General features: G+C 71.2%; 19 protein-coding genes and 3 pseudogenes. 8 read left to right on the top strand and 14 right to left on the bottom strand.

What is annotated here, in order from left to right; all coding sequences use genetic code 11:
• Positions 1–7: 7 nt before the first annotated feature.
• From ACQEVJ_RS23090 to ACQEVJ_RS23105, 4 genes and pseudogenes are all read right to left on the bottom strand, one after another.
• Positions 8–1417: pseudogene (locus tag ACQEVJ_RS23090) on the bottom strand (transposase).
• Positions 1378–2520, bottom strand: a pseudogene (locus tag ACQEVJ_RS23095) (DUF4158 domain-containing protein). Before ACQEVJ_RS23095 ends, ACQEVJ_RS23090 begins: the two co-directional pseudogenes overlap by 40 nt.
• Before the next feature lie 167 nt (positions 2521–2687).
• Complete coding sequence (locus ACQEVJ_RS23100) at positions 2688–3170, bottom strand: LacI family DNA-binding transcriptional regulator (protein ID WP_433112916.1); 483 nt, start codon at positions 3168–3170, stop codon at positions 2688–2690.
• Positions 3167–3286 carry a LacI family DNA-binding transcriptional regulator gene (locus ACQEVJ_RS23105; RefSeq protein ID WP_433112919.1) on the bottom strand — a complete coding sequence of 40 codons (120 nt, stop codon included), beginning with the start codon at positions 3284–3286 and terminating at the stop codon, positions 3167–3169. The genes ACQEVJ_RS23100 and ACQEVJ_RS23105 overlap by 4 nt, the downstream gene beginning before the upstream one ends.
• A gap of 149 nt (positions 3287–3435) precedes the next feature.
• On the opposite strand from ACQEVJ_RS23105, the gene ACQEVJ_RS23110 reads away from it, so the two are divergent.
• On the top strand, positions 3436–3864 hold the full coding sequence (locus tag ACQEVJ_RS23110; RefSeq protein ID WP_433104235.1) for a glutaredoxin domain-containing protein: 429 nt from the start codon (positions 3436–3438) through the stop codon (positions 3862–3864).
• Positions 3865–3870: 6 nt separating this feature from the next.
• Here the strand turns inward: ACQEVJ_RS23110 and ACQEVJ_RS23115 are convergent, their stop codons facing one another.
• On the bottom strand, positions 3871–6930 hold the full coding sequence (locus ACQEVJ_RS23115; RefSeq protein WP_433104237.1) for a BTAD domain-containing putative transcriptional regulator: 3060 nt from the start codon (positions 6928–6930) through the stop codon (positions 3871–3873).
• Positions 6931–7029: 99 nt separating this feature from the next.
• On the opposite strand from ACQEVJ_RS23115, the gene ACQEVJ_RS23120 reads away from it, so the two are divergent.
• Entirely contained in the window at positions 7030–7983 is a 954-nt protein-coding gene (locus ACQEVJ_RS23120; protein WP_433104239.1) for a tyrosine-type recombinase/integrase, read from the top strand.
• A gap of 16 nt (positions 7984–7999) precedes the next feature.
• Here ACQEVJ_RS23120 and rpoB read toward each other — a convergent pair whose 3' ends face one another.
• Together rpoB and ACQEVJ_RS23130 are read right to left on the bottom strand one after the other, a co-directional pair.
• Positions 8000–11473, bottom strand: a complete 3474-nt coding sequence (rpoB, locus tag ACQEVJ_RS23125; protein ID WP_433104241.1) for a DNA-directed RNA polymerase subunit beta — start codon at positions 11471–11473, stop codon at positions 8000–8002.
• Between the two features lie 228 nt (positions 11474–11701).
• Positions 11702–12895 (bottom strand): MFS transporter, encoded by a 1194-nt coding sequence (locus ACQEVJ_RS23130; protein ID WP_433104243.1) that lies wholly within the window; start codon positions 12893–12895, stop codon positions 11702–11704.
• 134 nt (positions 12896–13029) lie between these two features.
• Here ACQEVJ_RS23130 and ACQEVJ_RS23135 point away from each other — a divergent pair, with 134 nt between their 5' ends.
• Positions 13030–14007: a LysR family transcriptional regulator gene (locus ACQEVJ_RS23135; protein WP_433104245.1), complete on the top strand. Its 978-nt coding sequence runs from the start codon at positions 13030–13032 to the stop codon at positions 14005–14007.
• Here the strand turns inward: ACQEVJ_RS23135 and ACQEVJ_RS23140 are convergent.
• Both ACQEVJ_RS23140 and ACQEVJ_RS23145 read right to left on the bottom strand, forming a co-directional pair.
• A complete protein-coding gene (locus ACQEVJ_RS23140; RefSeq protein ID WP_433104247.1) occupies positions 13927–14538 on the bottom strand; it encodes a glyoxalase in 612 nt (203 codons plus the stop codon). The two genes, ACQEVJ_RS23135 and ACQEVJ_RS23140, sit on opposite strands and share 81 nt — an antisense overlap.
• 79 nt (positions 14539–14617) lie before the next feature.
• Positions 14618–14974 carry a VOC family protein gene (locus ACQEVJ_RS23145; RefSeq protein WP_433104249.1) on the bottom strand — a complete coding sequence of 119 codons (357 nt, stop codon included), beginning with the start codon at positions 14972–14974 and terminating at the stop codon, positions 14618–14620.
• Positions 14975–15163: 189 nt separating this feature from the next.
• On the opposite strand from ACQEVJ_RS23145, the gene ACQEVJ_RS23150 reads away from it, so the two are divergent.
• The 4 genes and pseudogenes from ACQEVJ_RS23150 (at position 15164) to ACQEVJ_RS23165 (ending at position 20777) form a co-directional block, all read left to right on the top strand.
• Complete coding sequence (locus ACQEVJ_RS23150) at positions 15164–17983, top strand: ATP-binding protein (protein ID WP_433104251.1); 2820 nt, start codon at positions 15164–15166, stop codon at positions 17981–17983.
• A gap of 494 nt (positions 17984–18477) precedes the next feature.
• Positions 18478–19554 (top strand): ribosome small subunit-dependent GTPase A, encoded by a 1077-nt coding sequence (gene rsgA, locus ACQEVJ_RS23155; RefSeq protein WP_433104253.1) that lies wholly within the window; start codon positions 18478–18480, stop codon positions 19552–19554.
• Positions 19555–19613: 59 nt separating this feature from the next.
• Positions 19614–19913: pseudogene (locus ACQEVJ_RS23160) on the top strand (class I SAM-dependent methyltransferase); the annotation flags it as partial.
• A gap of 339 nt (positions 19914–20252) precedes the next feature.
• Positions 20253–20777: a GNAT family N-acetyltransferase gene (locus tag ACQEVJ_RS23165; RefSeq protein ID WP_433112922.1), complete on the top strand. Its 525-nt coding sequence runs from the start codon at positions 20253–20255 to the stop codon at positions 20775–20777.
• A gap of 366 nt (positions 20778–21143) precedes the next feature.
• Here ACQEVJ_RS23165 and ACQEVJ_RS23170 read toward each other — a convergent pair whose 3' ends face one another.
• The 3 genes from ACQEVJ_RS23170 to ACQEVJ_RS23180 all read right to left on the bottom strand — a co-directional run bounded on the left by ACQEVJ_RS23170 (position 21144) and on the right by ACQEVJ_RS23180 (position 24031).
• Positions 21144–21980 (bottom strand): MBL fold metallo-hydrolase, encoded by an 837-nt coding sequence (locus tag ACQEVJ_RS23170; RefSeq protein ID WP_433104255.1) that lies wholly within the window; start codon positions 21978–21980, stop codon positions 21144–21146.
• Between the two features lie 121 nt (positions 21981–22101).
• Complete coding sequence (locus ACQEVJ_RS23175) at positions 22102–23436, bottom strand: glycosyltransferase (protein WP_433104257.1); 1335 nt, start codon at positions 23434–23436, stop codon at positions 22102–22104.
• Entirely contained in the window at positions 23429–24031 is a 603-nt protein-coding gene (locus ACQEVJ_RS23180; RefSeq protein WP_433104259.1) for a TetR/AcrR family transcriptional regulator, read from the bottom strand. The genes ACQEVJ_RS23175 and ACQEVJ_RS23180 overlap by 8 nt, the downstream gene beginning before the upstream one ends.
• Positions 24032–24102: 71 nt before the next feature.
• Between ACQEVJ_RS23180 and ACQEVJ_RS23185 the strand changes: the two genes are divergently transcribed.
• Positions 24103–24486 (top strand): nuclear transport factor 2 family protein, encoded by a 384-nt coding sequence (locus tag ACQEVJ_RS23185; protein WP_433104261.1) that lies wholly within the window; start codon positions 24103–24105, stop codon positions 24484–24486.
• 91 nt (positions 24487–24577) lie between these two features.
• Here the strand turns inward: ACQEVJ_RS23185 and ACQEVJ_RS23190 are convergent, their stop codons facing one another.
• Entirely contained in the window at positions 24578–25330 is a 753-nt protein-coding gene (locus ACQEVJ_RS23190) for a sulfite exporter TauE/SafE family protein (RefSeq protein ID WP_433104263.1), read from the bottom strand.
• Positions 25327–25872 carry a helix-turn-helix domain-containing protein gene (locus tag ACQEVJ_RS23195; protein WP_433104265.1) on the bottom strand — a complete coding sequence of 182 codons (546 nt, stop codon included), beginning with the start codon at positions 25870–25872 and terminating at the stop codon, positions 25327–25329. The genes ACQEVJ_RS23190 and ACQEVJ_RS23195 overlap by 4 nt, the downstream gene beginning before the upstream one ends.
• Positions 25873–25903: the final 31 nt, after the last annotated feature.

A 25903-nucleotide genomic window follows, 5' to 3' on the forward strand; every position in this document is an offset into this window, starting at 1 on the left:
TATCGCTTCAGATCTCGTCGTCGTCTTCGGCGGCGTCGGGGTCGCGCAGGTCGCGGATGGCGCCGGGGGCCAGCTCGGGCAGGGCAAAGGTGTAGGTGCCGTGGACACCGAGGTGGGAGTGGACGAACGGGGACAGCCGGGCCATGTCCTCCTCCCGGACCGGATAGCCCTGGGCTTCGAGCTGACGCACGGCGGCATCCAGGTAGACGGTCGTCCAGAGGGTGACGCAGTTGAGGACGAGACCGAGGGCGCGGAGCTGATTCTCCAGGCCGCGCTCGTAGCGGTGGTAGAGCTCGCCCTTCTTGTCGTGGCAGATCTTCCGGGCGAGGGAGCGGCGGTTCTCCTGGAGGTTGCGGATGTCCTTGATGTCGCGGCGGTAGGTCTCATCCACGTCGATGAACTGGAGGATGTGCAGGGTCTTGAAGATCCGTCCGTAGGAGCGATCGCCTCGCCGAGCGCGGTGAGGTGGCTGTCGCGCTGGAGCATGGTGACGACGTCATAGGCCCGCACCGTGCCGGTGCAGATCGAAGCGACGACCCGGAGGATGTCTTCCCAGTTCCGGCGGATCTTCCGCAGGTCGATCTTGCCCCGGGCGAAGGTGTTCAAGGGACCGTAGTCGGCGGACGAGCTGATCCGCCAACCCTTCTGGTCGGGCAGGTCGGCCAGGGCCGGCCGGTAGGAGATGCCCAGCAGCTCCAGCAACCCGAACACCAGGTCGCTGTAGGAGCCGGTGTCGGAGACGACGATCTCGGGAAGGTCGCCGCCCTCCAGGCCGAAGATGACGTCGACCATGTGCAGCGAGTCGCGGATCGTTCCCGACGACCTTCGCGCCGCGGCCCATGCCGCGGTCGTTCATAGCGTTCAGCCAGGTCATGCCGCGTTTGGAGCCGAAGTACTTGCGGTTGGGGCGGGCGAACGCGGCGGGGACCGGGACGACGAACCGCATCCCGTCGACCGCGGCGACCAGGCCGCCGCCCCACGCCTGGGCGAGCGGCAGCCCGGCCTGCTTGTCGACCAGCGGCGCGTTCGCCAAGCTCAACGTCTCGGGCCGGAAGTAGTTCTGGTAGACGTGCGACAACCGCGACCGCTCCAAGGCCTCGACGCCCTTCTTGGCGATCGGCCGATATCCGACGTTGAGCGAGTGGGCCGTCAGGCAGGCCGCGATCGAGACCGGTAGGTCCTTCAGCCGGGACCGGCCGCCCGACACCGCGGTGAACGCGGTCGCGAGTTCCGGCACCCAGGACATGACCTCGTTCGCGCCGAAAGTGATCACCTCAGGCAGCATCTTCAAGAACCCCGACACCGTGGTGTACCGGCCCAGCAGCCCGGTCCGCCAGTCGTCAGGGTCGGCGGCGTCGGCCGGCGGCGCGTTCTCGTTCACAACCACCAGCGCGGCGCGCAGCTCGGCGCGGGACATGACCGTCTCGATCGCCTCTCACACCTCCGCCACCCGCGGCTCCTCCTCCGGGCCGCCCCAGCCGTCGGAGGCGAACAACGCCTCCACCGCGACCGCCAGCCCTGGCCGCGGACTTCGCCAGCTTCGGGTGCTTGCGGACCTTCTCCTTGGTTGGAGGCGTTCTGCGCCTTGTTCACCAACTCGGTCGCCATCAGCAGGTCCAGCGGCTCCAAGGTGTCGTCGACCGACTTGCCCTCCAGGTGCCGGACCGTGGCCAGCAGCGTGGCCAGTCGGCGGCCGTCCGGATGGCGGCGCAGCGCGGAGGCATCCGCCCGCATCCCGTACTTGGCGAGCTCCCCCAGTCGGCGCGGCGGCACCAGCGCCTCGGCGCCCAGGTCCGCAAGCTCCAGGCCCTCGATCTCCGACACCTGCTCCAGCGCCTTGGTGATCGTCGGACCGGACGCCCGGGGCGGCACGCCCTTGCGCCACCGCTCCAGATCCGACACCCGCGTCCCCGCCGGCACCTCCATCAGCTGGTCCAGGACATACCGCTGCCCGACCGTCAGCAGCCCCTCCAGCACACCCCACAGCCGCTTGGTCGTGTCGTCCCGGACCTTCGCCACCAGCCGGGCCGGCGTCGTCACGCCCGGCAGTAGCACCTTCCGCTCCCGCAGCCACCCGATCCCGTCGGTGAAGATCGCCTTCGGTCCGTCGCCCGACGTCCAGGAACGGGCCGCCACCCACGCCGCGAACTCGCCGTCAACGTCGGTGACGTCCTTCCACCCATATGCCCGCCGGATGTCCCGCTGGTGATCGAACGGCGTCTCGCGCCGCTCGGCGTACCGCTTCACCTGCGAGAGGTCTTCGACCTTCAGCTACTCGGCCACGAACTCCAGCACCGCACCCGGCACATCCAGCGGGTCCTCAAGGAACGTCCCCAGCCACCGCGCCGTCACCAGCTGGAGCGCGAACCCGAGCCTCATGTGCTGACCGCGCCGCTGCGCGACCTGCGCCCGGTCCTCGTCATCGAGGAAGAACACCCGCTCCAGATCCGCCCGCGACGGCGGCCCCGCGAACCGCCCGTACGCAGCAGCCTCATCATCCGTCAAGAACTCCACCGGCATGCCCGCAAAGTAGGGCCAACTGGCAGAGGTATCACCTACAGCGATCAAACCGTTACAAGATCCCCGCCTATTCGCCGTTCCATCCGGATTGCACCGGCGAGTGGCGGTAAGCCGCGCCCCGACGCCTCGCTAACGCCACTGGCCGTTCCATTGCTGCTCAACCCCCGTCACAGACAGCCGCAGCTGCCGCCGATGACCACCCGCGTCGGCAGCACGTACGACTTCGGATGGCCGAGCCCCGCGGCGGTGTCGGTCAGAATACGCACCGCCAGGCGCCCCATCGACGCGAACGGCTGACGGACCGTGGTCAGCGTGGGATTCGAGAGCCGACCGGCGATGATGCCGTCGAAGCCCGTGACCGCGACATCCCGCGGCACCCGGATGTCGTGCCGCGCCAGAAGATCGAGCACGGTGAGCGCGAGCTGATCGGTGGCGCACACCAGCGCGTCGGGCAGGTCGCCAGATGCGATGGCGTCCCGCAACGACCGCAGACTGTCCTGGGTGAGCACCGTGGTGTCGAAAGGCTCCTCGGGAACCGGCAGCCCATGCGCGGCCAGCGCGACCTGGAATCCCTTGAAACGCGCGCCGATGTCGGGGGCGGCCAGCTCACCCAGGAACGCGAGAGATCGATAGCCGTGGTAGCCGATCAGATGATCGACGAGGTCCTGTCCGGCTGGCGGAACGTGTAAGACACCGTCGCGATGGACACGCCCGCCCGCGCAGCGACGTCGTAGACGGTCGCCCTCTGCGCCACCGGACAATCCACCCGCCTCTTGGAACGACGCTGCCGCAATCGATCGTAACCGCTCAGATCAAGCCGGGAAAAAATCGGACGGACGCGGCCCTGACCCGCGAGCCGCCGCTACCACCGCCTCGACCGCCGGCACTCCGGGCCGGTGCGCTAGCGTGATCGCCATGCTGCGCCGATGGATGCTGCCGATCCTCTTCGTGGCCGTCGGGATCGCCGCGGCGGTCCGGCAGGTCACCAAGGGGTTGCCGGTCGCCGCCGTCACGCTGCTCCTGCTGTTCCTGTTGGCCGCCGTCCTGCTGTCCCCCCTCGTCTTCCCGAGATCCGTGAGCGCGGCGGAGGCGCTGCGCCGCAGCGAGGCCGACGGCCGCCCCATCGTCTACTGGCGCCCCGGCTGCCGCTACTGCCTGCGGCTGCGCATGCGGCTCGGCCGCCACGCCTACCGGCTGCACTGGGTCGACATCTGGAGCGACCCGGACGGCGCCGCGGCGGTCAGGGCCGCCACCGGCGGCGACGAGACGGTGCCGACCGTGGTCGTGGCGGGCAAGCCGCACGTCAATCCCGCCCCCCAATGGGTCCGCGCGCAACTGCCCTGACGAACCTCAGCGACCGCTCCGGACGCGCGACGTACCCTCCAAGCCCCGCAGCGTGCGCGCCGCACCCGCGAGCAGCGCGGCACGCGACAGGTCTCCGCCCCCGGCGCACCACTCCGCCACCGCCTCCAGCACCATCGCCCGCACCGTCTCGTCACCCGCGCGCCCCGACCACTCCAGCGCCGAGCGCAGCGACCGCCACGCCGCCTGGCGGTCACCGCGCTCCGCCCGCACCCGGGCCAGCTCGGCATGGACCGTGGCCAGGAACTGCGCGGGCACGCCCGCCTGCCCGCCGACCAGCTCCAGCGCCTCCACCAGCAGGCCCTCCGCCTCGCCGAACACCCCCCGCCGCCGCGCCACCTCCCCGGCGGCCTGCCGCACCCGCGCCGACGCCAGCCGATCCCCCGTACGGCCGGCCACCTCGCCGGCGTGCGCCAGCTCCAGTTCCGCCCCCGCCAGGTCACCCGTACGGGCACGCAACTGGGCAAGTCGCACCCGCAGCATCAACGGAACGGGAACCGCCTCCATCCCTCCGATCAGCCCCGCCAGCTCCGCCGCCTCCTCCAGCAGCGTCAGCGCCTCCCCCGCGTCACCCCGGTTCTCCGCCGCCAACGACAGCCAGTACAGCGTCAGGGACAGCCCCCACCGCTCCCCCAGCGCGCGGTAGCCCGCCAGCGCCTCACGCAACCACGCCTCGGCCGCCCGCGCCCCCGCCCTGCCGTACTCGAACTCCCCGATCCCGCCCATCAGCAGCGCCGTCGCCCGCGCCCACGGCTCCTCGTGATCTTCGAACGCCCGCATCGCCGCGAGCGCCCTGCGCCAGTGCTCCACCGCCCCGCCCGCGGGCCTGACCCCCGCGATCCAGGCCCACAACGCCACGGGATGACCCGACTCCTCGACCACCCGCAGCGCCTCCGGCGGCGCGTACGGCCCGTCGGACGCCAGCAGCACGCACACCATGTGCGGCAGCTCCAGCCCGGGCGGCGCGTCCTCACCCAGCGCCGCCCGGATCGCCCGCGCCCACCCGGCCGCCTCGTCGCCGCGTCCTCGCACCGTCCACGCCCACAACCTGGCCGTGAACAGCCGCAGCGCCGGCCGTTCCTGCCCGGTCCGTACGGCGTGGCCCAGCGCCGCGTCGAGATTTCCCCGCTCGGCGTCCAGCATCGCCAGCAGGCGAAGCTGATCGGCCGTACGCAACCCCGGCTCCGACTCCTCCGCCGACGCGAGGAAGAAGCCCAGATGCCGGTCGCGTACGGCCCGCGCCTCGCCCGCCTCCTCCAGCCGCTCGGCCGCGTACGCCCGGACGGTCTCCAGCAGCCGGTAACGCACCCGCGCCGCCCGGTCCGCGAGCCCGTCCGGCTCGACCACCACGACCAGCGACCTGTCCACCAGACCAGCCACCGTCTCCAGGTCTGCCCCGCACACCCGCAGCGCCGCCTCCGCCGTCGCCCCGCCCGCGAACACCGACAACCGGCGCAACGCCACGCGTTCCTCCGGCGACAGCAGACCCCAGCTCCAGTCGATCACCGCCCGCAGCGTCCGGTGCCGCGGCCCCGCCGTACGGCTGCCGCGCAGCGTCAGCCGTTCCCCCACCGCCTCCGCGAGCTGCCGCACCGTGAACGACCGCAGCCGGGCCGCCGCAAGCTCGATCGCAAGCGGCAGGCCGTCCAGCTCCCGGCACACGGCGACCACGTCGGCCACCACAGAATCGTCCACGGCGAACCCCGGCCGCGCCGCCGACGCCCGCTCCGCGAACAGCGTCACCGCGGGGAACTCCAGTGCCTGTGCCGCGGCCACCCCGTCGCCGGGCAGCGCCAGCGGCCGCACCGGATGGAGGTGCTCGCCGGGAACGTCCAGCGGCTCCCGGCTGGTGGCCAGGATCCGCAGCCCCGGCACCCCCGCCAGCAACCGCTCCGCCACCGCCGCGGCCCCGTCCACCACGTGCTCGCAGTTGTCGAGCACGAGCACGAGCTCCCGGCCTGCCAGCGCCTCCACCAGCGCGTCGAGCGGCGACGCCGCCGTCCGCTCGACGATGTCCCCGTCCGGCTCCGGCGCGGCCGGGGGCACGGTCGGGGGCACGGTCGCGCGGACGGCGGCGGCCACCTCCGCCGGATCCCCGGCAGCGGCCAGCTCGACCAGCCAGACACCCGAAGCGGCGGCGAGCCCGCCCGCGACCTCCACCGCCAGCCTGGTCTTGCCCGCGCCACCCGGCCCGGTCAGCGTGACCAGCCGCGCGGCCGACAGCAGGCTCCGCACCCGTGCCACGTCGTCGCGCCGCCCGACCAGGCTCGTCACCGGTGCCGGCACGTTCCCCCGTACGGTCCGTTCCGGCGAGGCCGGCGGTGCGGGCGGGTCGCGCAGCGCCTCCAGGTGCGCCGCGCGCAGTTCCTGCCCCGGATCGACGCCCAGTTCGTCCGCCAGCCGCCGCCTGACGCGTTCGAACGCCTCCAGCGCGTCCCCGCGCCGCCCCGCCGCGCACAGCGCTCGCATCAGCAGGGCGTGGAACGGCTCGCGCAGCGGGTGCGCGGCGACGATCTCCTCCAGCTCCGCCACCAGGGCTCCGCCGGCCGTCGCGTCTGCCACGGCGAGATCGGCCGTCACCCGGGACTCCAGCGCCGAAAGGCGCAGCTCCTCCAGGCGCGCCGCCGCCACCCGTGCGAACGGCAGGCCCGCCGCGTCGGCGAGCGCCGCACCGCGCCAGAGCGACAGGGCTGACCGCAGGAAGGCGGCGGCGCGCCGGGGATCGCGCTCGGCCCGGCCCGCGCGCACCAGGTGTTCGAACTCGGCGGCGTCGATCTCCCGCGGCGGGACGTCGAGCAGGTAACCGGCCGGATGCGACACCACGACACTCGGCAGTCCCTTGTGCAGCTCACGGCGCAGCCGCGAAACCAGGGAGTGCAGCGCCGCCACCGGGTTCGCCGGCGGCTCCTCCCAGAGGTCGTCGACAAGTCGCTCGGCGGTGACCACTTTGCCGGGCTCCAGAGCGAGCCGGATCAGCAGCACGCGCAGGCGCGCACCCCTGATGTGGGCGTCGGTCACCCGCAACGGCCCGAGAATCCCGATTCGCATGGCCCTCGTATTGTCGTGGAGGTTTTTGGTCGACGGCGAAAATGATCTTGAAACCCACCCGGCGCCTTTACAATGTAGATTCATAGTAGGATCAAGGCGATGAACACCCCCGCCGTCCCCGAGCGGAGCACCCCCGCACGGCCAGAGCGCGACCCCTACCAGGTGTATCTCGACGCGCTGCAGAGCCCCGAGTCCAAGCGCACGATGAAGGGCTGCCTCGACCGCATCGCCCGCCTCATCACCGGCGACCCGGAGGCGACCGGCGCCGGTCAGCCCTGGGAACTCCTCCGCTACGAGCACACGATCCGCCTGCGCACGCTGATGCGGGAGCAGGGCTGGTCGCCCGCCCACGTCAACAAGCACCTGGTCGCCCTGCGCCGCGTGCTGAAGGAGGCGTGGCGGCTCGGCCTGATGAGCGGCGAGGACTTCCAGCGCGCCGCCGACCTGCCCGCCTACAAGCACACTCGCGTCCCGGCCGGACGGCACGTCGAGACCGAGGCGCTGGCGGCCACCCTTGAGGTGTGCGACGACGACCACTCCCCCGCCGGCCGCCGCGACGGCGCGATGCTGGCGGCGCTCTACTCCACCGGCTGCCGCCGCGCCGAGATCGCCGGGCTCACCCTGGCCGACTTCGATCCCCACGCGCGCTCCCTGCGGGTACGCGGCAAGGGCGACAAGGAACGACTGGTCTACCTGACCGCGGAGGCCGTCGAACGCCTCGACCTCTGGCTCGCCGTACGCGGCCGCAAGACGGGCCCCCTGTTCTGCCCCATCAACAAGGGTGGGCGGCTGCGACTGGCCCACATGACCGGCCAGGCCATCGCCGACATCGTCTCCCGGCGCCTTGCCGCCGCCGGGGCGTCCCCCCGTACGCCCCACGACTTCCGGCGCACGTTCATCGGCGAACTGCTCGACGCCGGGGTCGACCTCGCCACCGCCCAGGCCCTGGTGGGCCACGCCTCCCCCGCCACCACCGCACGCTACGACCGGCGGCCCGAGCGGCGCCGCCGCGAAGCCGTCGACCGGCTCCGCGTCCCCGGCGCCGCCCGCTGACCGGATCAGTCGTTCCTCAGATGTCGTCGACGGTCATCGTGCCCTCGTGGGGACGCCGGGACAGGTCGATGCCGAGCTCCTCCGCCGCGCGGAAGACGTCCTCGTTGGTGTCCCTCATCTCGATCGACATGCCGTCGCTGGAGAGAACCTCGACGTTCAGACAGAGTGACTGCATCTCCTTGATGAGGACCTTGAAGGACTCGGGAATGCCCGCCTCGGGGATGTTCTCGCCCTTGACGATGGCCTCGTAGACCTTCACTCGGCCCTGCACGTCGTCGGACTTGATCGTCAGGAGCTCCTGCAGCGCGTAGGCCGCGCCGTAGGCCTCCAGCGCCCACACCTCCATCTCGCCGAAGCGCTGGCCGCCGAACTGCGCCTTACCACCCAGCGGCTGCTGGGTGATCATCGAGTACGGGCCGGTCGAGCGAGCGTGGATCTTGTCGTCGACCAGGTGCAGCAGCTTCAGGATGTAGATGTAACCCACCGCGATCGGGTGCGGGAACGGCTCCCCGGAGCGGCCGTCGAACAGCCGCGCCTTGCCACTGGGCATCACGATCCGGTCGCCGTCGCGATCGACGAGGGTGCTGCCCAGAAGACCGATGATCTCCTGTTCGCCGGCGCCGTCGAACACCGGGGTGGCGACGTTGGTCCAGGGCTCGACCCGGTCCATGTCCTTGTCGCGTAGCCGCTCGGCCCAGGCCTCCTCCACCCCGCTGATGTCCCAGCCCTGGGCGGCGATCCAGCCGAGATGTGTCTCCAGCACCTGGCCGACGTTCATCCGGCCGGGCACGCCCAGCGGGTTGAGCACGATGTCGACCGGCGTGCCGTCCTCCAGGAACGGCATGTCCTCCACCGGCAGGATCTTGGAGATGACGCCCTTGTTGCCGTGACGGCCGGCGAGCTTGTCACCATCGGTGATCTTTCGCTTCTGCGCCACATAGACACGGACCAGCTCGTTGACACCCGGAGGAAGCTCGTCGCCCTCCTCACGGCTGAACACCCGCACCCCGATGACCTTGCCGGACTCACCGTGCGGCACCTTCAACGAGGTGTCACGGACCTCACGCGCCTTCTCACCGAAGATCGCACGCAGCAGCCGCTCCTCAGGAGTCAGCTCCGTCTCACCCTTGGGAGTGACCTTGCCCACCAGGATGTCACCGGTCACCACCTCGGCACCGATCCGGATGATGCCACGCTCGTCCAGATCGGCCAGAGCGTCCTCGGAGGCGTTCGGGATGTCCCGCGTGATCTCCTCGGGGCCCAGCTTGGTGTCGCGGGCGTCGACCTCGTGCTCCTCGATGTGGATCGACGACAGCACGTCGTCCTGCACCAGACGCTGGGACAGGATGATCGCGTCCTCGTAGTTGTGACCCTCCCACGGCATGAACGCCACCAGCAGGTTCTTACCGAGCGCCATCTCACCGTTGTCGGTGCACGGACCGTCGGCGACGACCTGACCCCGCTCGACCCGGTCGCCCTCGGCCACGATCGGCTTCTGGTTGAAGCAGGTGCCCTGGTTCGACCGCTTGAACTTCGCCACCCGATACGTCGTCCGCGTGCCGTCGTCGTTCATCACCGTGACGTAGTCGGCCGAGACCTCCTCCACCACACCGGCCTTCTCGGCCGTGATGACGTCACCGGCGTCGGTCGCGGCACGATACTCCATGCCGGTGCCGACCAGCGGAGCCTCACTCTTCAGCAAAGGCACCGACTGACGCTGCATGTTCGAACCCATGAGCGCGCGGTTGGCGTCGTCGTGCTCCAGGAACGGAATCATCGCGGTCGCCACCGACACCATCTGACGCGGCGACACATCGATGTAGTCGACCTCCTCGGCACGCGCGAGCTCGGTCTCACCACCCTTGGTGCGCACCAGGACGCGAGGCTCGGCGAACGAGCCATCGAGATTGAGGGCCGTGTTGGCCTGCGCCTTGACGTACCGGTCCTCCTCGTCGGCGGTCAGGTAGTCGATCTCGTCGGTCACCTTGCCGTCGACGACCCTCCGATAGGGCGTCTCGACGAAGCCGAAGGCGTTGACCCGCCCGTAGGAGGCCAGCGAGCCGATCAGACCGATGTTCGGGCCTTCCGGCGACTCGATCGGACACATCCGGCCGTAGTGCGACGGGTGCACGTCGCGGACCTCGAAGCCGGCCCGCTCACGCGACAGACCACCCGGGCCCAGCGCGTTCAGACGCCGCTTCTGGGTCAGGGCGGCCAGCGGGTTGATGTGGTCCATGAACTGCGACAGCTGCGAGGTGCCGAAGAACTCCTTGATCGACGCCACGACCGGGCGGATGTTGATCAGGGTCTGCGGCGTGATCGCCTCGACGTCCTGCGTGGTCATACGCTCGCGGACGACGCGCTCCATGCGGGCCAGGCCCAGGCGGACCTGGTTCTGGATCAGCTCGCCGACACTGCGCAGACGGCGGTTGCCGAAGTGGTCGATGTCGTCGGTCTCGACGACCACCGAGCCGTCCGGGCCCATCGTCTCCTCACCGGCGTGCAGCCGGACGATGTACTCGATGGTGGACACGACGTCCTCGTCGGTCAGCGTGCCCTGGGTGATGTCGGACTGGACGCCCAGCTTCTTGTTGATCTTGTAACGGCCGACCTTGGCCAGGTCGTAGCGCTTCGGGTTGAAGTACAGGTTCTCCAGCAGCGCCTGCGCCGACTCCTTGGTCGGCGGCTCGCCCGGACGCAGCTTGCGGTAGATGTCCAGCAGCGCGTCGTCCTGGCCGGAGGTGTGGTCCTTCTCCAGGGTCGCCCGCATCGACTCGTACTGACCGAAACGCTCCAGAATCTGGTCGCTGGTCCAGCCGAGCGCCTTCAGCAGCACCGTGACGGGCTGCTTGCGCTTGCGGTCGACCCGCACGCCGACACTGTCACGCTTGTCGATCTCGAACTCCAGCCAGGCACCCCTGGAGGGGATGACCTTGCCGCCGTAGAGCTCCTTGTCCGACGTCTTGTCGATGCTGCGCTCGAAATAGACGCCCGGCGACCGGACGAGCTGGGAGACCACGACACGCTCGGTGCCGTTGACGATGAAGGTGCCCTTCGACGTCATGAGCGGGAAGTCGCCCATGAACACCGTCTGGCTCTTGATCTCACCTGTGGTGTTATTGATGAACTCCGCCGTGACGAACATCGGGGCGGAGTAGGTCATGTCCTTGTCTTTACACTCATCGACTGAGTACTTGGGCGGCTCGAACCTGTGATCCCGGAACGACAGGGACATGGTTCCGGAGAAGTCCTCAATGGGACTGATCTCCTCGAAGATCTCTTCGAGACCCGACTGGGCCGGGACGTCCTTGCGCCCGGCCTGGCGAGCCGCCTCAACCCGGCCCTTCCATCTCTCGTTGCCCACCAGCCAGTCGAAGGACTCGGTCTGCAGGGCGAGAAGGTCGGGCACTTCGAGCGGCTCCTCGATGCGCGCGAAAGAGACGCGGCGAGGACCGGGGGGTACGGCGAAAGCGTGGGGCGAGGCTGCCAACAGATGTCCTTCCGAGGGCTCACGGACTGACTACACGCACGCCAGACGACAGCTCAGCCGATATGAAGGAGTGGGATGCCGAAGGCGAGCGCAGAGGGGCAGCATAAAACAAAATGCAAACGAATGTCCACACATATCTGAATTGTCAACCTCTATCCCGCTATCAGGATCGCACGTCTGCGTGGAAATCGTCAAGCCGCACTCACACGAATCCAACCGCCGGCCCGCTCACCCGCGGCGCGCCGTCGTCCCCGGCCTGGGCAGGACGGTGAGCAGGGCCGCCGCGGCCAGCGCACCGGCCACCCACATGACCGGCGCGATCCCCAGCACCTCCGCCGTACGTCCGCCCACCAGCGCCCCGAACGCGATCGCGGCGTTGAACACCCCGACGAACAGGGCCGACGCCGCCTCACGGGCCTGGCGCGCGGCGGCCGACAGCCACGCCTGCGTGGTCACCGACACGCCCCCGTATGCCAGGCCCCACACCACCAGCAACGCCGCGCCGGACGCCGGCGAACGGCCGAGTTCCGGGAAGAGCAGGACGGCGGCCGCGAGTGCCGCACAGATGATCGGCAGCGTCCTGCGCGGCGACCGCGCCGCCCCCGCACCGCCAGCGAAGTTGCCGGCGACGCCCGCCAAGCCGTAGACGAGCAGCAGCGTGCCGATCAGACCGCCGTCCACGCTCGAGATCCGCTCAAGCACCGGCCGGACATAGGTGTAGGCGGCGAAGTGCCCGGTGACCAGCAGCGCCGTCGCGACCAGGCCCGTGCGGACGTCCCGCTCCCCCGCCAGCCGCGCCAGTGCGCCCAGACGCACCGCCCGCTCGGCGGGCAACCGGGGCAGCAGGGCCGCCAGCACGAAGGCCACGGCCACCGCCGCCAGCCCGGCCGCCGCGAACGCCGTACGCCACCCCGCGACCTGGCCCAGATACGTTCCGGCCGGGACGCCGAGGACCGACGCGACGGCGACTCCGCTGAAGACGAGCGCGGCGCCGGTCCCCGCCGACTTCGCGGGCAGCAGCCGGGGCGCCAGCGACGCGGCGACCGGCCAGACTCCGCCCATGGCCAGGCCGATCAGCACCCGTCCCGCCATCATGAGGATGAAATCGCCTGCCATCGCGGCCATGAGGTCGCCCACGGCGAGCAGCAGCATCAGCGCCCACAGCAGCACCCGCCGGTCCAGCCGTCCGGCGGCGGGGGTGATCAGCGGCGCCGACGCCGCGGCCACCAGCCCGGTGACCGTCAACGTCAGCCCGGCCGTCCCCTCGCTGATCTGCAACGTCCGGCCGATCGGGGTGAGCATTCCCACCGGCAGCATCTCGGAGGTCACGACCGTGAACGTGGCGGCGGCCACGGCGCAGACGCCCGCCCATCCGCGCAGCGCCGATCTCCCGGGGGAGGCGTCTCGTAATGTGTCCGTCATCGCTCCAGGCAATCGGGGAGGCTCACCGGGAACAACGGTCGTTCTCTCATCCTTCGATCAGCCGGGCTCATCGATGACCGGTCCGGCGTCCGGGGCCCTGATCGTGATGTCGCGAGAAGAGAGGCGGCCCGGCTATGAGCGGCCTGGAGATGCGCGAGCTGGAGTGTTTCCTCGTGCTCGCCGAGGAGTTGCACTTCGGGCGTACGGGGGAACGGCTGTACATCTCACAGAGCAGGGTCAGCCAGCTGCTGCGCGCGCTGGAGAGCCGGATCGGCGCCCGGCTGGTCGAGCGCACCAGCCGCCGGGTCCGGCTCACCCCACTCGGTGAGCGCTTCCTGGCAGGACTGCGACCCGCGTACGACGGCCTGCGCGCCGCTGTCGAGGACGCGCGCGCGAGCGCCCGCGATGTGGACGGCTCACTGCGCATCGGCTTCCAGGGCGCCGCCAACGACCACGTGATGAGCGCGGTTGCCCTGTTCGGGCGGCGGCACCCCCGCTGCGCGGCGGAGTTGGTAGAGGTGCCGCTGCGCGACCCGTTCGGTGCCCTGCGGCGGGGTGAGGCGGACCTGGCGGTCGTCCTGACGCCGGTCCTGGAGGACGACCTGGTGGTGGGCGCGGTCTTCTCGCGGCAGCCGCAGACGCTCGCGGTCTCGACGGGCCATGCCTTCGCGGGCCGCTCCTTCGTGCAGGCGGAGGAGCTGGCCGGGTGCGAGCTGATCGGAGTGGACAGGCCGGCGCCGGCCTACTGGCGTGCCGCCGTCGCGCCCGCCGTCACTCCGCGGGGACGTCCGATCGGTGCCGGTCCGAGGGTCGGCACGCTGCAGGAAGGGCTCACACTGGTCGCGGCGGGCCGGGGCGGGATGCTGCTGTGCGGGCCCACCGCGGAGTATCACGGCCGCCGCGCGCTGACCTTCGTTCCGGTGACCGGTCTCCGGGACTCCACCCTGGGGCTGGTCTGGCATCGCGACCACGAGACCGCCCGGGTACGCGCCTTCGCACGGGCCCTGGCCGAGACCGGCCCGGTCGAGGACTCAGACGGATGCGGCCTCCCATACGAACCCGTCCGGGTCGGTGAAGGGCCCGGCATCGGTGCCGATCACGATCCGGTGTGATCCGGCGCCCTCCTGGGAGACGCAGGTGTCCTTGGCGAGGGCACGGCGCGGGTAGAGCGCCAGCGTGACGGCCGACGACAGGGTGTCGAACTCGACGTACTTGCCGCCGAAGCTCTTCGCCACGGCCAGGCCGCGGTCGGCGTAGAACCGCCTGCTCGCCTTGACGTCCGCCACTCCCAAGAGGAGCGCGACCTGATCGATGTGCCGGGCGGCGGGGCCGGTGTCCTTCTTGTTCGAGGTCGCGATCTTGTAGATCGTCCCGTCCGGGGCGCGTACGACGCCGCCGTAGCCCCAGAACCCCTTCGTGGCCGGCTTCAGCGTCGTCGCGCCGGCGTCGAGGGCGGCCGCGATGAAGGCGTCGACGTTGCCCGGCTGGGACACCACGAGTGACAGCGCGAACCCGCGGAAGCCGGTCGTCGGCGCGTCCGAGGCGCGCACCTTCACGTACGGGCCCAGACCGAAGGCTTCGTAAAAGGCCTCCGCGGCCGTGGGGTCGGGAACTTCGAGGGTGACGGATTCGAAGGAGGTCATGGCAGGTCCTTTCGGGGGGTGGGTTCGTCGTCTTGTCGGCCGCCGCTCCACGGCGGATACGGCAGGGGCAGGCCTGCGCTCACCGGTCCTGCAGGAGGCCGAGCACGTTGCCGTCGGGATCGGTGACGGTGGCCACCAGGCGGCCGCCACCGACCTCGTGCGCCGCCTCCTTCACCGTGGCCCCCGCGGCGATCAGCTCGGCCAGCTTCGCCTCGATGTCGGGCACATGCCAGTAGGCCACCGGCGAGGTCATGCCCTGCGGTCCACCGCCCGGCACCAGCCCGATGTGCTGGCCCTCGGCCTCGTAGCCGACGTAGTAGGACGAGTCGGCCTGCGGCGGGACACCGAGCAGGGCCGTATACACGGCCTTGGCCCTCGCCAGGTCGGACACGGGGTGCAGCACGGTCTTGATTCCCTGGGTGGAAGAGCCGGTCATGGTCACTCCTGTAGTCGTGGGTCGCATCGACCCGCCGTTCGCGTGTTCACAGCATTTCTCCCGGCCTGCCCGGTCCACATCCGTGGCGACCACGGAATCGGCCACGGATTCGGCCACGGATTCGGCCACGGATCGACAGCACGATGGGGTGCGGAGGGGATGCGCCAAACTGGGGCAGTGGTGACAGGAGTGGAGATCTCGCCTCGGGAAGCCGGGGTGCTGGAACTGGTCGGAGCCCATCTCAGCAACGCCGAGATCGCGGCACGGCTGAGCATCTCGGTGCGTACCGTGGAGAGTCACGTCTCCTCCCTGCTGCGCAAGCTGGAGGTGCCGGATCGGCGGGCGCTCGCCCGGCGCGCGCATATGTCGGCCGACGCCGCTCCCTCTCATTCGGCACCGGTCCTGCCGGCCCCACTGACCTCGTTCATCGGCCGGGTGAGCGAGCGGACCGAGCTGACCGAGATGATCAAGGCGTACCGCCAGGTGACCGCGGTCGGTCCCGGTGGAGTGGGCAAGACCCGGCTCGCGCTGGCGGTGGCCGCGGAGACGGCCGGCGAGTACGCCGACGGGGTGTGGTTCGTCGACCTCGTCCCGGTCACCGATCCAGACATGATCGCGGCCACGGTCGCCGGGGCGCTCGGCCTCGGTGAGCAGCCCGGCCGCGCCATGACGGAGTCCCTGGTCACCGCGCTGGCCGACCGTCATGCGCTGCTGGTGCTGGACAACTGCGAGCAAGTGGTGCACGGGGTGGCGCTGTTTCTTGAACGACTGCTCGCGAGGTGCCCTCGATTGACGGTGCTGGTGACCAGCCGGGCACGGCTGATGGTGCCGTTCGAACGGGTGTATGCGGTCCCGCCGCTGTCGCTGGCCGTCGACGGCGGCTCGGACGCGGTCGCGTTGTTCATGGAGGGGGCGGCGGCGGTCGGCTGGCCGCTGGATCCTCCGCTGCACGACCAGATCGCCTCCATCTGTGAGCGGCTGGATGGAATGGCGCTGGCGATCGAGCTGGCCGCCGCCCGGTATCCCACGCTCGGGCTCGACGGCATCACCGCCGCCCTATCCCACCCGCTGCGGATGCTCACCGGCGGCTCCCGCGCCGATGAACGGCACCGATCGGTGCGGGCGGCGCTGGACTGGAGCCACGCCCTGCTGGAGCCGGGCAACCGGGCGCTGTTGCGCCGGATCTCGGTGTTCGCTGCGCCGTTCACCGCTGCCGCGGCGGCGGAGGTGGCCAGGTCCGAGGACGGCATGGTCGGGGACGGCATGGTCGAGGAAGGTCTCGTCGCCGACGGACTGGCCCGGCTCGCCGAACAGAGCCTGCTGGTGGTGACGGCGTCTTCGGGCGGTACGGAGTACCGGGCGCTGGAGACCATCCGCCAGTACGGGACGGAGCGGCTCGCCGAGGCGGGTGAGCTGGTCGACGCCCGATCCCGGCACCTTCGCTGGTGCCTGGCCGAGGCCGCCGGTCTGGCAGTGGTACGAAAGGACTGGCGGGCCCGGTTGGACCTGGTGGCGGACGACCTGCGCGCGGCCCTGGCGTGGGCGGCCGACCGGCCGGAGCAGCGCGCGGACGCGTACGAGCTGGCCCGGCACCTGGCGGAGCTGACCTTCACCCGCAACCTGACCGGCGAGTCCCAGCGGCGTTATGAGCAGGCGGCCGAGCTCGCGACGGACCCCGCCGCCACCGCATCGATGCTCCGGCAGGCCGCGGCCGTGGCCGGCTGCCGGACGATCGGCGACGACATGTACCGCCTCCGCCGCGCGGCCGCGGACGCCGCCCGCATGTCCGGCGACCCCGCCGGCGCCGCCGCCGACCTGGCGACCGCCGCCACCATCGCGTTCCGGTTCTCGGCCACGTTCGTGCGGGTCCCGTCCCGGGAGGAGGCGCTCGCGCTGATCGCCGAGGCGCGGGAACCGGCCGGCGACGATCCGGCCGCGCGGGCCGCGGTGGCACTGGCCGAGGCCGCGGTGCTCACCGACGCGTTCGGTGCCGTCCAGGGCCCGTCCGGCAACGCCGTGCCGGAGACGATCGCGCGCGCCGAGCGGGCGGTCGAGCTCGCCCGCCGGACCGGCGACCCGATCGCCGAGTCGGCCGCACTCGACGCGCTCACCTGCGCTCACATCTGGGCCGACGACACGTTCGCCACCGCCGCCATGTCCCGGCGCCGGATCACGATCCTGTCGTCCCTGCCGGTCTCGCCGGCCGGCACCCAGGAGCTGATCGACGCGCTCGGTATGGTCGTCGAGGCCGCCCTTGGTGCCGGAGACGTGCCGGGCGCCGTCCGATGGGCACGCCGGCTGACCGAGCATCCGTCACTGGCGGAGGTCGGTCACCGCGCTCCGCTGATGGCCGACGCGCTGGCGGGCAACGTCGACGAGGTACTCACCGGAAGCGTCCGGCTCCTGGACGCGTGGCGGCAGGCGGGCAGCCCCACCCGGTCGTACCTCGGCCCGGCGGTGGCCGCGGTGGCGATGATCCACGGCCTCCGCGACGACCACGACGCCCAGCGCGAATGGCAGGAGGTCCTGAATCAGCTCGGCACCCCACCGGACCGCACCTACGGCTACGGTGCGGTTTTCGACGCGATGCTCCTGCTTCACCGCGGGCAGGCGCCGGAGGCGCTGGAGCGGATGGCCCCCGAGGCCAGACAGGTGTGGAAGTGGGTCACCTGGATCTGGCACCACTGGTATGTCGCGCTGCGCGCCGAGGCCACCGTGCTCGCCGGGAGCCCCGACGCTCGCGACCGTCTGGCCGAGGCCCGGACCGTCGTGGCCGGCAACCCGGTCGCCGGCGCCATCGTGGAGCGAGCCGAGGCCCTGCTCCACGGCGACCGGGAGGCGCTGCTCGCCACGGCGGACGCGTTCGACGCCGCCGGCTGCCGCTACCAGTCCGCACGGACCATGGTGCTCGCCGGTGGCGACCATGCCGAGCGCGGCGCGGCCGCGCTCGCGGACCTCGGCCTCGCCCCGATGGCCCCTGCCCCGGCACGGCGGGAACCACGTACCTGAGGGCAAAACCAGTGAGGAACGGTGACGTCAGGACCCGTGCGGCGGCGGTCAGGCCGGGCACGAGGGCATCGCGGGCCAACCGGCGGGCGAGCGCGTTCGCGCGCGGCTGTTCGGCCGGCAGTGTCTGGCACGCCACCGCCGCACAGCCAGGCCGTTACGCTCCCAAAGGGGTGGGACCGGAATAGTCACACAGCGTTACTTTGCGGCTGGTGACGCGGGCCCGAGTGGGGGGCCGACAAGAGCGGGAACGGCAGTGGTACAACTGCCCCTGGTCGCGGTGCTAGGCTGCCGCTCGTTCGGTATTGGATCGGCGTGGGAGGGAGGTGAGGTTTGATGACCGCGGTGAAGACCGCTGCCATGCGCAGCGCCCGGACCAACCTCACGTCCCGGGCCCCGGTCTGACCCACTTCTTCCCCCAGCCTTGAGCCACCCGGCTCGCCAGGCGGGGTGATGCCCGCGTCTCGTCGGGGCCCCTTCTCCGCAAGGGTCTCACGTTGCCACACACGTACACCGATCCATCCGGCCTGTCCCGGTATGGGTGGACCGACGCACTCGACCAAACCTTCACCGAACATCACGAAGCGGGCCTCGTGCCGGCCCGGATCTCCTGGGTCGATCGCGGCCTGTGCACGGCGATCACCACGTCGGGCCCGATGCGGGCCACGTTCGCCGCGCCGCACCCACCCGACCCGCTCCTGACGCCCTGCACCGGCGACTGGGCCGCGCTGCGCCCGGGCGCCGAACCGCACCTGGTGGCGCTGCTGCCGCGGCACAGCGCGATCGTGCGCTCGTCGGCGTCCAGGTCCTCCCACGGGCAGGTGCTCGCCGCCAACGTCGACACGGTCGTCATCGCCCTGTCCCTGGCCACGCCCCTGGACGCGGCCAAGCTGGAGCGGCTGCTCGCCCTGGCCTGGGAGAGCGGGGCGCAGCCGGTGATCGTCTTGACCAAGGCGGACCTGGCCACCGATCCCGAGGCCGTCCACGCCGAGGCCGGCGCGCTGGCACCCGGCGTGGAGATCCTGGTCACCAGCGTCGCCACGGGTCACAACATCGACGCGCTGGCCGCGCTGCTGCACGGCACCACCGTGTTGCTCGGCCCCTCGGGTGCGGGCAAGTCCAGCCTCGGCAACACGCTGCTCGGCGGGGAGCTGCTGGCCACCGGCACGGTACGCGCGCAGGACGGCAAGGGCCGCCACACCACCGTCCGCCGCGAGCTGGTCCCCCTGCCCGGCGGCGGGGTCCTCATCGACACGCCCGGCCTGCGCGGGATCAGCCTGCACGACGCCGCCGACGGCCTGGAGCAGGTCTTCGCCGAGATCGAAGACCTCGCCGCGTATTGCCGCTTCGGCGATTGCGCCCACGACACCGAGCCAGGATGTGCGGTCCAGGCCGCCATCAGGGCGGGTGAGCTGCCCGAACGTCGCCTGCGCAGCTACCACAAGCTGCAACGGGAGAACGCCTGGGCGGCCTCACGTACCGATGCCCGGCTCCGCGACGAGCGCGTCAACCGGCAGAAGGCCATCACCAGTCACCTGCGCGCCACCTACAGGTTCCGGGACCAGCAGCCATGACCGGCCGCGTCCCACCGACCTCCCCGACCGCTCATCGTCCACCAGAAGCCCGCACCACCATGCCCGAAAGCCCGCACGACCCGATCAGCGACCCCACAGTGGCGGCATTCTTCGCCCTGCACGACAACCTGGCACGTCAAGGGTCCGGCTCCGACGCGACCACCCGCGACCTGCTGTCCCCGGCCGAGCCGCCGGCGCCGCGCCCGCGCGTGCTGGACATCGGCTGCGGGCCGGGCCGCTCTCCGCTCCTGCCCTTCCCGGACGAGAGCTTCGACCTGATCTGCGCCGAAGGATCCGCGTACATCATCGGCTTCGACACCGCGCTGCGCTCCTGGCGGCGACTGCTCGCCCCAGGTGGCCGGCTGGTCGTCACCGAATGCGAATGGAGCACCGACTCCCCATCCGCCGAAGCCCGCGCGTTCTGGGATCAGGCCTATCCGCTGCGCACCCGAGAGCGCAACATCGCCGCGGCGCACGCCGCAGGGTATGCCGTCGCCGCGCTGCATCCACTCCCCGACCGCGACTGGTTTGAGGAGTACTACACGCCGCTGTCACAGCGCGCCCACGCGGCAGACCTGGCCGTACCCGGGATGCGCGAGGCGGTCGCGGCCACCCTGCAAGAGATCACCATGCGCCGCGAGCACGGCGCGGACTACCAGTACACCGGCTATGTCCTGCATCCGCAGAAGAACAAGGAGATGAACCCGACCATGACCCCTTCCTGGGCCACCCGTCCCGAGAGCGCCGGCGACGTCGCCGCCATCCGCGACATCAACCTTGCCGCCTTCCCCAGCCCGCACGAGGCCGACCTCGTCGAGGCGCTGCGGGCCGACCCGCAGGCGTGGCTGCCCGGCCTGTCCTGGCTGGCAGAGGCCCCCGGCGGCGATCTCGCCGGATACGCGCTGCTCACCCGCTGCTACGTCGGCGACTCACCCGCCCTCGCCTTGGGCCCGTGCGCCGTCAGGCCCGAACATCAGCGGCGGGGCGCGGGTTCCGCCGCCATCCGCGCCGCTTTGCGCGCCGCCCGCGAGCAGGGCGAGAACCTGGTGGTCGTGCTCGGCCACGCCGAGTACTACCCGCGCTTCGGCTTCACCCCGGCCTCCGGATACGGCATCCGCCCGCCCTTCGACGTCGAGGACAAGTACATGATGGCGCTCGCCCTCGACCCTGAACGGCCGGTCCCGAGCGGCGTCATCCGCTACCCGGCGGCGTTCGGCGTCTGACCTCCCGCTCTTCGAATGCGTCGAACGGCCCCCAGCACGGCTGGGGGCCGTTCGACCGTCGCAAAGGTTGGCGGCCTTGCGGCCGAGCACCCGATCGGCGCCGGCCGGTGCGCGGATCGGCTCGGCGAGCGCCTTGGCCTGGACCTCGAGCCCGCCGACATCAGCACCCTCGCCGAGGCGGGCCACCTGGCCGTGGCCGACGTGTTCGGGAAGAAGGGCCGCTCCTATGACCTGTACGCACTGGCGGACATCGACGCCTTGACTCCCGGGCAGGTGCGGCCGGTGATCGAGAAGCGGGCCGCGTGGCTGGACCGGTCGCTGTCCCTCGGCGAAGCCGCGGGATCGCTGGGCCGGCACCACCGCGAGTTAGCCGGGCGTCCCGTCGCGCCCGCTTCGTCGGGCGAGGCGCTGGGCTTGCCCGTTGTGCGCATCGCTTACCCACTCCCAGCCGGGCTTGGCCGATGGGCCGACCCGCGGGTCACTGGGAACATGGCCCTCACGCAAGGCGAGCACGTACGCCCGATCCTGGTCGATCTGTGCGTGTACCTGATGAGCTCCGCCGATCGACCCGTGGCCGGGGACGAGGACATCGACGTCGTCCGCCACACCTTCCAGCAGCCGCAGCGCTGCGAGGTAGTCCTCGATCGGGTCAGCGGTGCCGTTCAAGTCGAGCATCGGAATCAGGACATCAGAGAGCATGTCGCCGGCGACGAGAACGCCGCGTTCTTCGATGAGCAGCGCCGCGTGGCCCGGTGCATGCGCTTGATGCTCGATGATCCGGACTTGAGGGCCATCCCATGGAATCCGCGCGGTGTCGGCGGGTAGGGCGGTGATGAGGCCGAGCAGGTCCAGCGGTACCTGCTCGACGATGTCCGGCGGTATCAGGTGGGCGGCGATGCGGGCCTTCGCACCGGCGTCCGACAGCCGATCTCGGACAGTGGCCGCGCAGCGGGCCGTGCCGTAGCGAGGCGCCGCGCCGAGCCCGGCGTGCCAGAGCAGGTGATCCCAATGCGGATGCGTCGAGAAACCCGCCACAACGGGCTGGCTCAATTCGCGAAGGTCGTTCGCGAGGCAGGCCATTTCGTGGCCCTGCACCCCGGGGTCGATGAGCAGCACGCCAGCGCGGCCTTGCACGACAACGGCATTGCTGTGGCAGAACTCGCTCTCGTGGGTCAGCACGCCCTCCGCGACCTGCCTCAGCACGGTGGCCCCTTCCGCTTGTGATTTGCAACCGCTCGCCGAGACGGTAGTACTGGGCGCTGGTAGTTTGCAAGCACGTACCGGCCTCGCCCCCTTCGTCGTCAAGCACACTTACGCCCCGGGGTCAGCTCGACAACATCTGTGATGGCCCGGACGGTTCGGCCGTATCGCGTCCGGGGGCGCCCTCGTCCCTGCCGGTCGCTCGTACGGCGAGGGCCTCGAGTTCGGCGACCGCTCGGTCGGTGGCTACCTCGGCGGCGATCTCGGCCGCCAGTCGCTGCGCTGCGCGCCGGTAGGAGGGCTCCTGGAGAACACGGTCGACCGCCCGGGCAATCATGCGGGGTGAGGCGTTCTTGCTCACGGTGATCCCGGCGCCGGCGAGTTCGACATGCCGTGCCACCTCGATCTGGTCGCGCCCGAGCGGCACGCAGACCAGGGGGACCCCGGCGGCCAGGGACTTGACGGCCGTCCCGTGGCCGGCGTGCGTGATCGTCACCGCGGCGTGGCGCAGCGCGGTGCCGTGCGGGGCGGCCGCGGTGACCAGGACGTTGCCGGGCGCGCGGACCGTCGCCGGGTCCACGGCCGGGCCGGTGGTCAGCAGCCCGCGCACCGGCGACGTGCCGAGAGCATCGGCGATGCGCTCGAGTTGGGCGCGCTGGTTCATGAACGACGAACTCAGGCCGGCCAGAACCAGCGGTGCGTCACCTTCCGGCAGCTCCAGCTCCCCGGCCGCCCAGGCCGGATCGTCGAGCCGTGGGCCGACGTGCCGCAGGTGGGCGGGAAAGCGCCTGCCGGGGTAGTCCAGCGCGCGCGGCGACAGCACGAGCACGCGGTCGACGCGATCGAACGCGTCGATCACCGAGTCCACCGGCGAGAGGCCGTGCGCGACGCGGGCGGCGTTCAGCGCCGGCAGTCCCTTCCCCCAGGGCTTGAGGATCAGCTGCGTCAGCACCCGATCGCGCAGGCGCCCCAGCATGCCCGAGGCGGGGGCGAGACCCGGACCGGGCGGTGGCGCCCCCGGAGTGGGGAACGGATAAAGGGTCGTCACCAGCGAGGCCACGGGGATCCCCGCGGCCTCGCCGCCGGTGGCCGCGCCAAGCAGCATGTGCTCGGCGACCAGCACGGCAGCCGGTCGGGCACGCAACTCGGCCAGCGTGTCCCGGGCGTAATCGGCCGCGGGGCCGCAGACAATGCGATCTCTCAGCCGCGCGAACGCGCCTATCGGCGTGCGGGCCTCGAAGTCCTTGATGACGTCCTTGGCCGGATCGGTGGCATCGCCCTGGGGCGCCGTGGTCCAGGCGATCGGTTCCACGCCGCCGGCGGCGACTTCCTCGTGCAGTGACCTGTCGGCCAGCACGCGGACGTCGTGGCCGCGTTCGCGCAGCGCGCGGGCGATCGACAGGACGGGTGGCACGGCTCCGCCGCCGGACCAGGTGGCGAACAGGAATTTCTTATGCATCGTGTGTCTTCCGGGGGTCGATCGAGGTCAACAGGTCGCGCATGGCACGTTCGGCGTCCTCGCGTGACAGGCCGAGGTCGCGCCGCCACAGCTTCCACAGGTAGATGTCCGTGGCGGCGTAGTGCAGGTTCAGCGCATGCTCGCGGGCGGGACCCGGGGCCGGGAGGCGATCGGCGAAGACCCGTTCCAGCCATGCCCGATGCTGGCCGCGCGCGTGAGCGGCCGCCCGGGCGATCGCCGGGACACGGTCCATCTGCGCGGTCCAGAGCACGTTGGCGTCGCCGTGCCGCTCGTAGTCCTCGAAGAGCACGGCCACGATCGCCGCTACATCCCCGGTCGGCGCCTGGCGGTCGGCCGCCGCTTGCGACGCCACCCAGTCGGCGACGGCGTCGGCCAGCCCGTCCTTGCCGCCGAAGTGGTTGACGATCGTCTGCACCGACACACCCGCCTCATCGGCGACGTGCTGCAGCGTGACGTCGTCGTACCAGCGCCGCATCCACAGCGCGGCCGCCGCCTCCAGCACGCGCGTGCGCGTGACCTCTACGGCCGCGGCCCGGGCACCCATGCGATACGGACGCCTGGTCTCACTTTCCATGGAGTTACACCTATATTCAATTTATCGATAAGTCAAGCGAAAGTCTGGCGGGGTCCGACATAATCGCGCGTATGGATCATGGTGCGGTGCGGGAGTTCGTGGGCAGCTGGGTGGCGGCATGGAACGCCCATGACGTGGACGGGGTGTTGGCTCACTTCGCGGAGGACGTGACGTTCCGTTCGCCGGTCGCGGCGCAGCTTGTCGGTGGCGATGGGACCATCCAGGGCAAGGCGGCGCTGCGCGCCTACTGGGCCGAGGGGCTGCGGCGCATCCCCGACCTCCGGTTCGAGGTGCTCAACTCCTACGTCGGCGTCGATTGCCTGGTCATCAACTACCGCAATCAAAAGGGCGGCCTGGTCAACGAGGTGCTGATCTTTGACGGCCCACTGGTGGTCGAAGGGTATGGGACGTATCTCGGCGACGACGCGAACCCCGCCGGTGCGACAGCGGGCTGAACGCGCCTGCGGTCATTCCTGCCTGCGTTCCCAGAGGATCTTGGCTCGCCGATGACCAGGTCCCACCCGACGCGCACGTCCGAGTCGGCGATCAGGCGCCCGGTGCGACCCACAGACGGACCGCCAGGCCGAGGCCGATCAGGGCGACCAGCCAGCGCAGCAGCCCGGCCGGCAGGCGCCGGGTGACCCGGGGGCCGAGCGTGGAGCCGGCGAACAGGCCCGCGGCGAGAGGGGCGACGGCGGCCCAGTCGACGGGCCCGAAGACGGCGAATCCGGCGGCGGAGACCAGGGCGCCGACGCCGAGGAGCATGTTCTTCAGGGCGTTGGCGGCGGGCAGTCGCGGCTCGGCGGTCACCAGGAGGAGGGCGAGGATCATCACCCCCGACCCCGCGCCGAAGTATCCGTTGTAGACCGACAGAGCGGTCAGCCCGAGCGGAAGAACGGCGTCAGGCGAACCGCCCCTCTCGTGGCGTACGGCGAGCCGGGGCTGCGCGAGCAGCGCCAGCGAACCCGCGGCCACGAGGAACGGCACGACGCGGGCGAAGACGCCGGGCGGGGTGGACAGCAGCAACGCCGCCCCCGCCGCTCCGCCGACCGCCGAGAGCGGCACCCACCGCCGCAGCCACGGCCCCTTTCCCCGCAGTTCGGGCTGCGAGGCCAGGGCCGAGCCGGGCCAGCAGGCGACGAGCGCGACGATGTTGGCCACGTTGGCCGCGAGGGCGGGCAGGCCCGCCGCGAGCAGGGCGGGATAGGAGATGAGGGACGTGATGCCGCCCGCGGTGCCGACCAGCCCGGCGAGCATCCCGGCGGCGGCCAGCAGCGCGACGTCCCCGAGGCCGGTCACGCCCCGGCGTCCGGCGGGGGCGTCTCGACCGGGAACAGGATCGGGCTGAGCAGGTGCCGCCTGCGGTGCGGCGCGGGCTCGTTCCTCATCCGCGCGACGATCACCGCGCGCAACTCCTCGATCATCTCGGCGCGTTCCTCCCGGCTCAGCCACAGCACGTGCTGCCGGTAGCCCACCTCGTCGGCCACCGGATCGGTGCCCTCCAGGCGGAGATAGGCGTCGAACTCGGAGATCAGCGCGGCCATCGCCGTGGCGAAGGTGCGCCGGTGGTCCTCCGGCGACATCGCCGCCACGGTGTCGGCGTCGATCACCACGCGCTCGCGCAGCCGGTAGCGCCGTTCCACCGCGCCGCGGACGCGGTGCTCGCCGTCCACCTCCAGCACGCCGGCGTCGGCGAGCGCGCCGACGTGGCGGTAGACGGTCGCCTTGTGCACGTCCGATATGCGCTCGCACAGCTGCGATGTCGTGAGAACCCGCCCACCGGCGAGAGCCTGCACGACGCGCAGCCGCACCGGGTGCGCGAGCACCTCCATCACGTCCATGGATCGAATGATCGCACGTGTGCTACCGTTC

This window comes from Microbispora sp. CA-102843, from assembly GCF_050936215.1.
Classification (GTDB): Bacteria; Actinomycetota; Actinomycetes; order Streptosporangiales; family Streptosporangiaceae; genus Microbispora.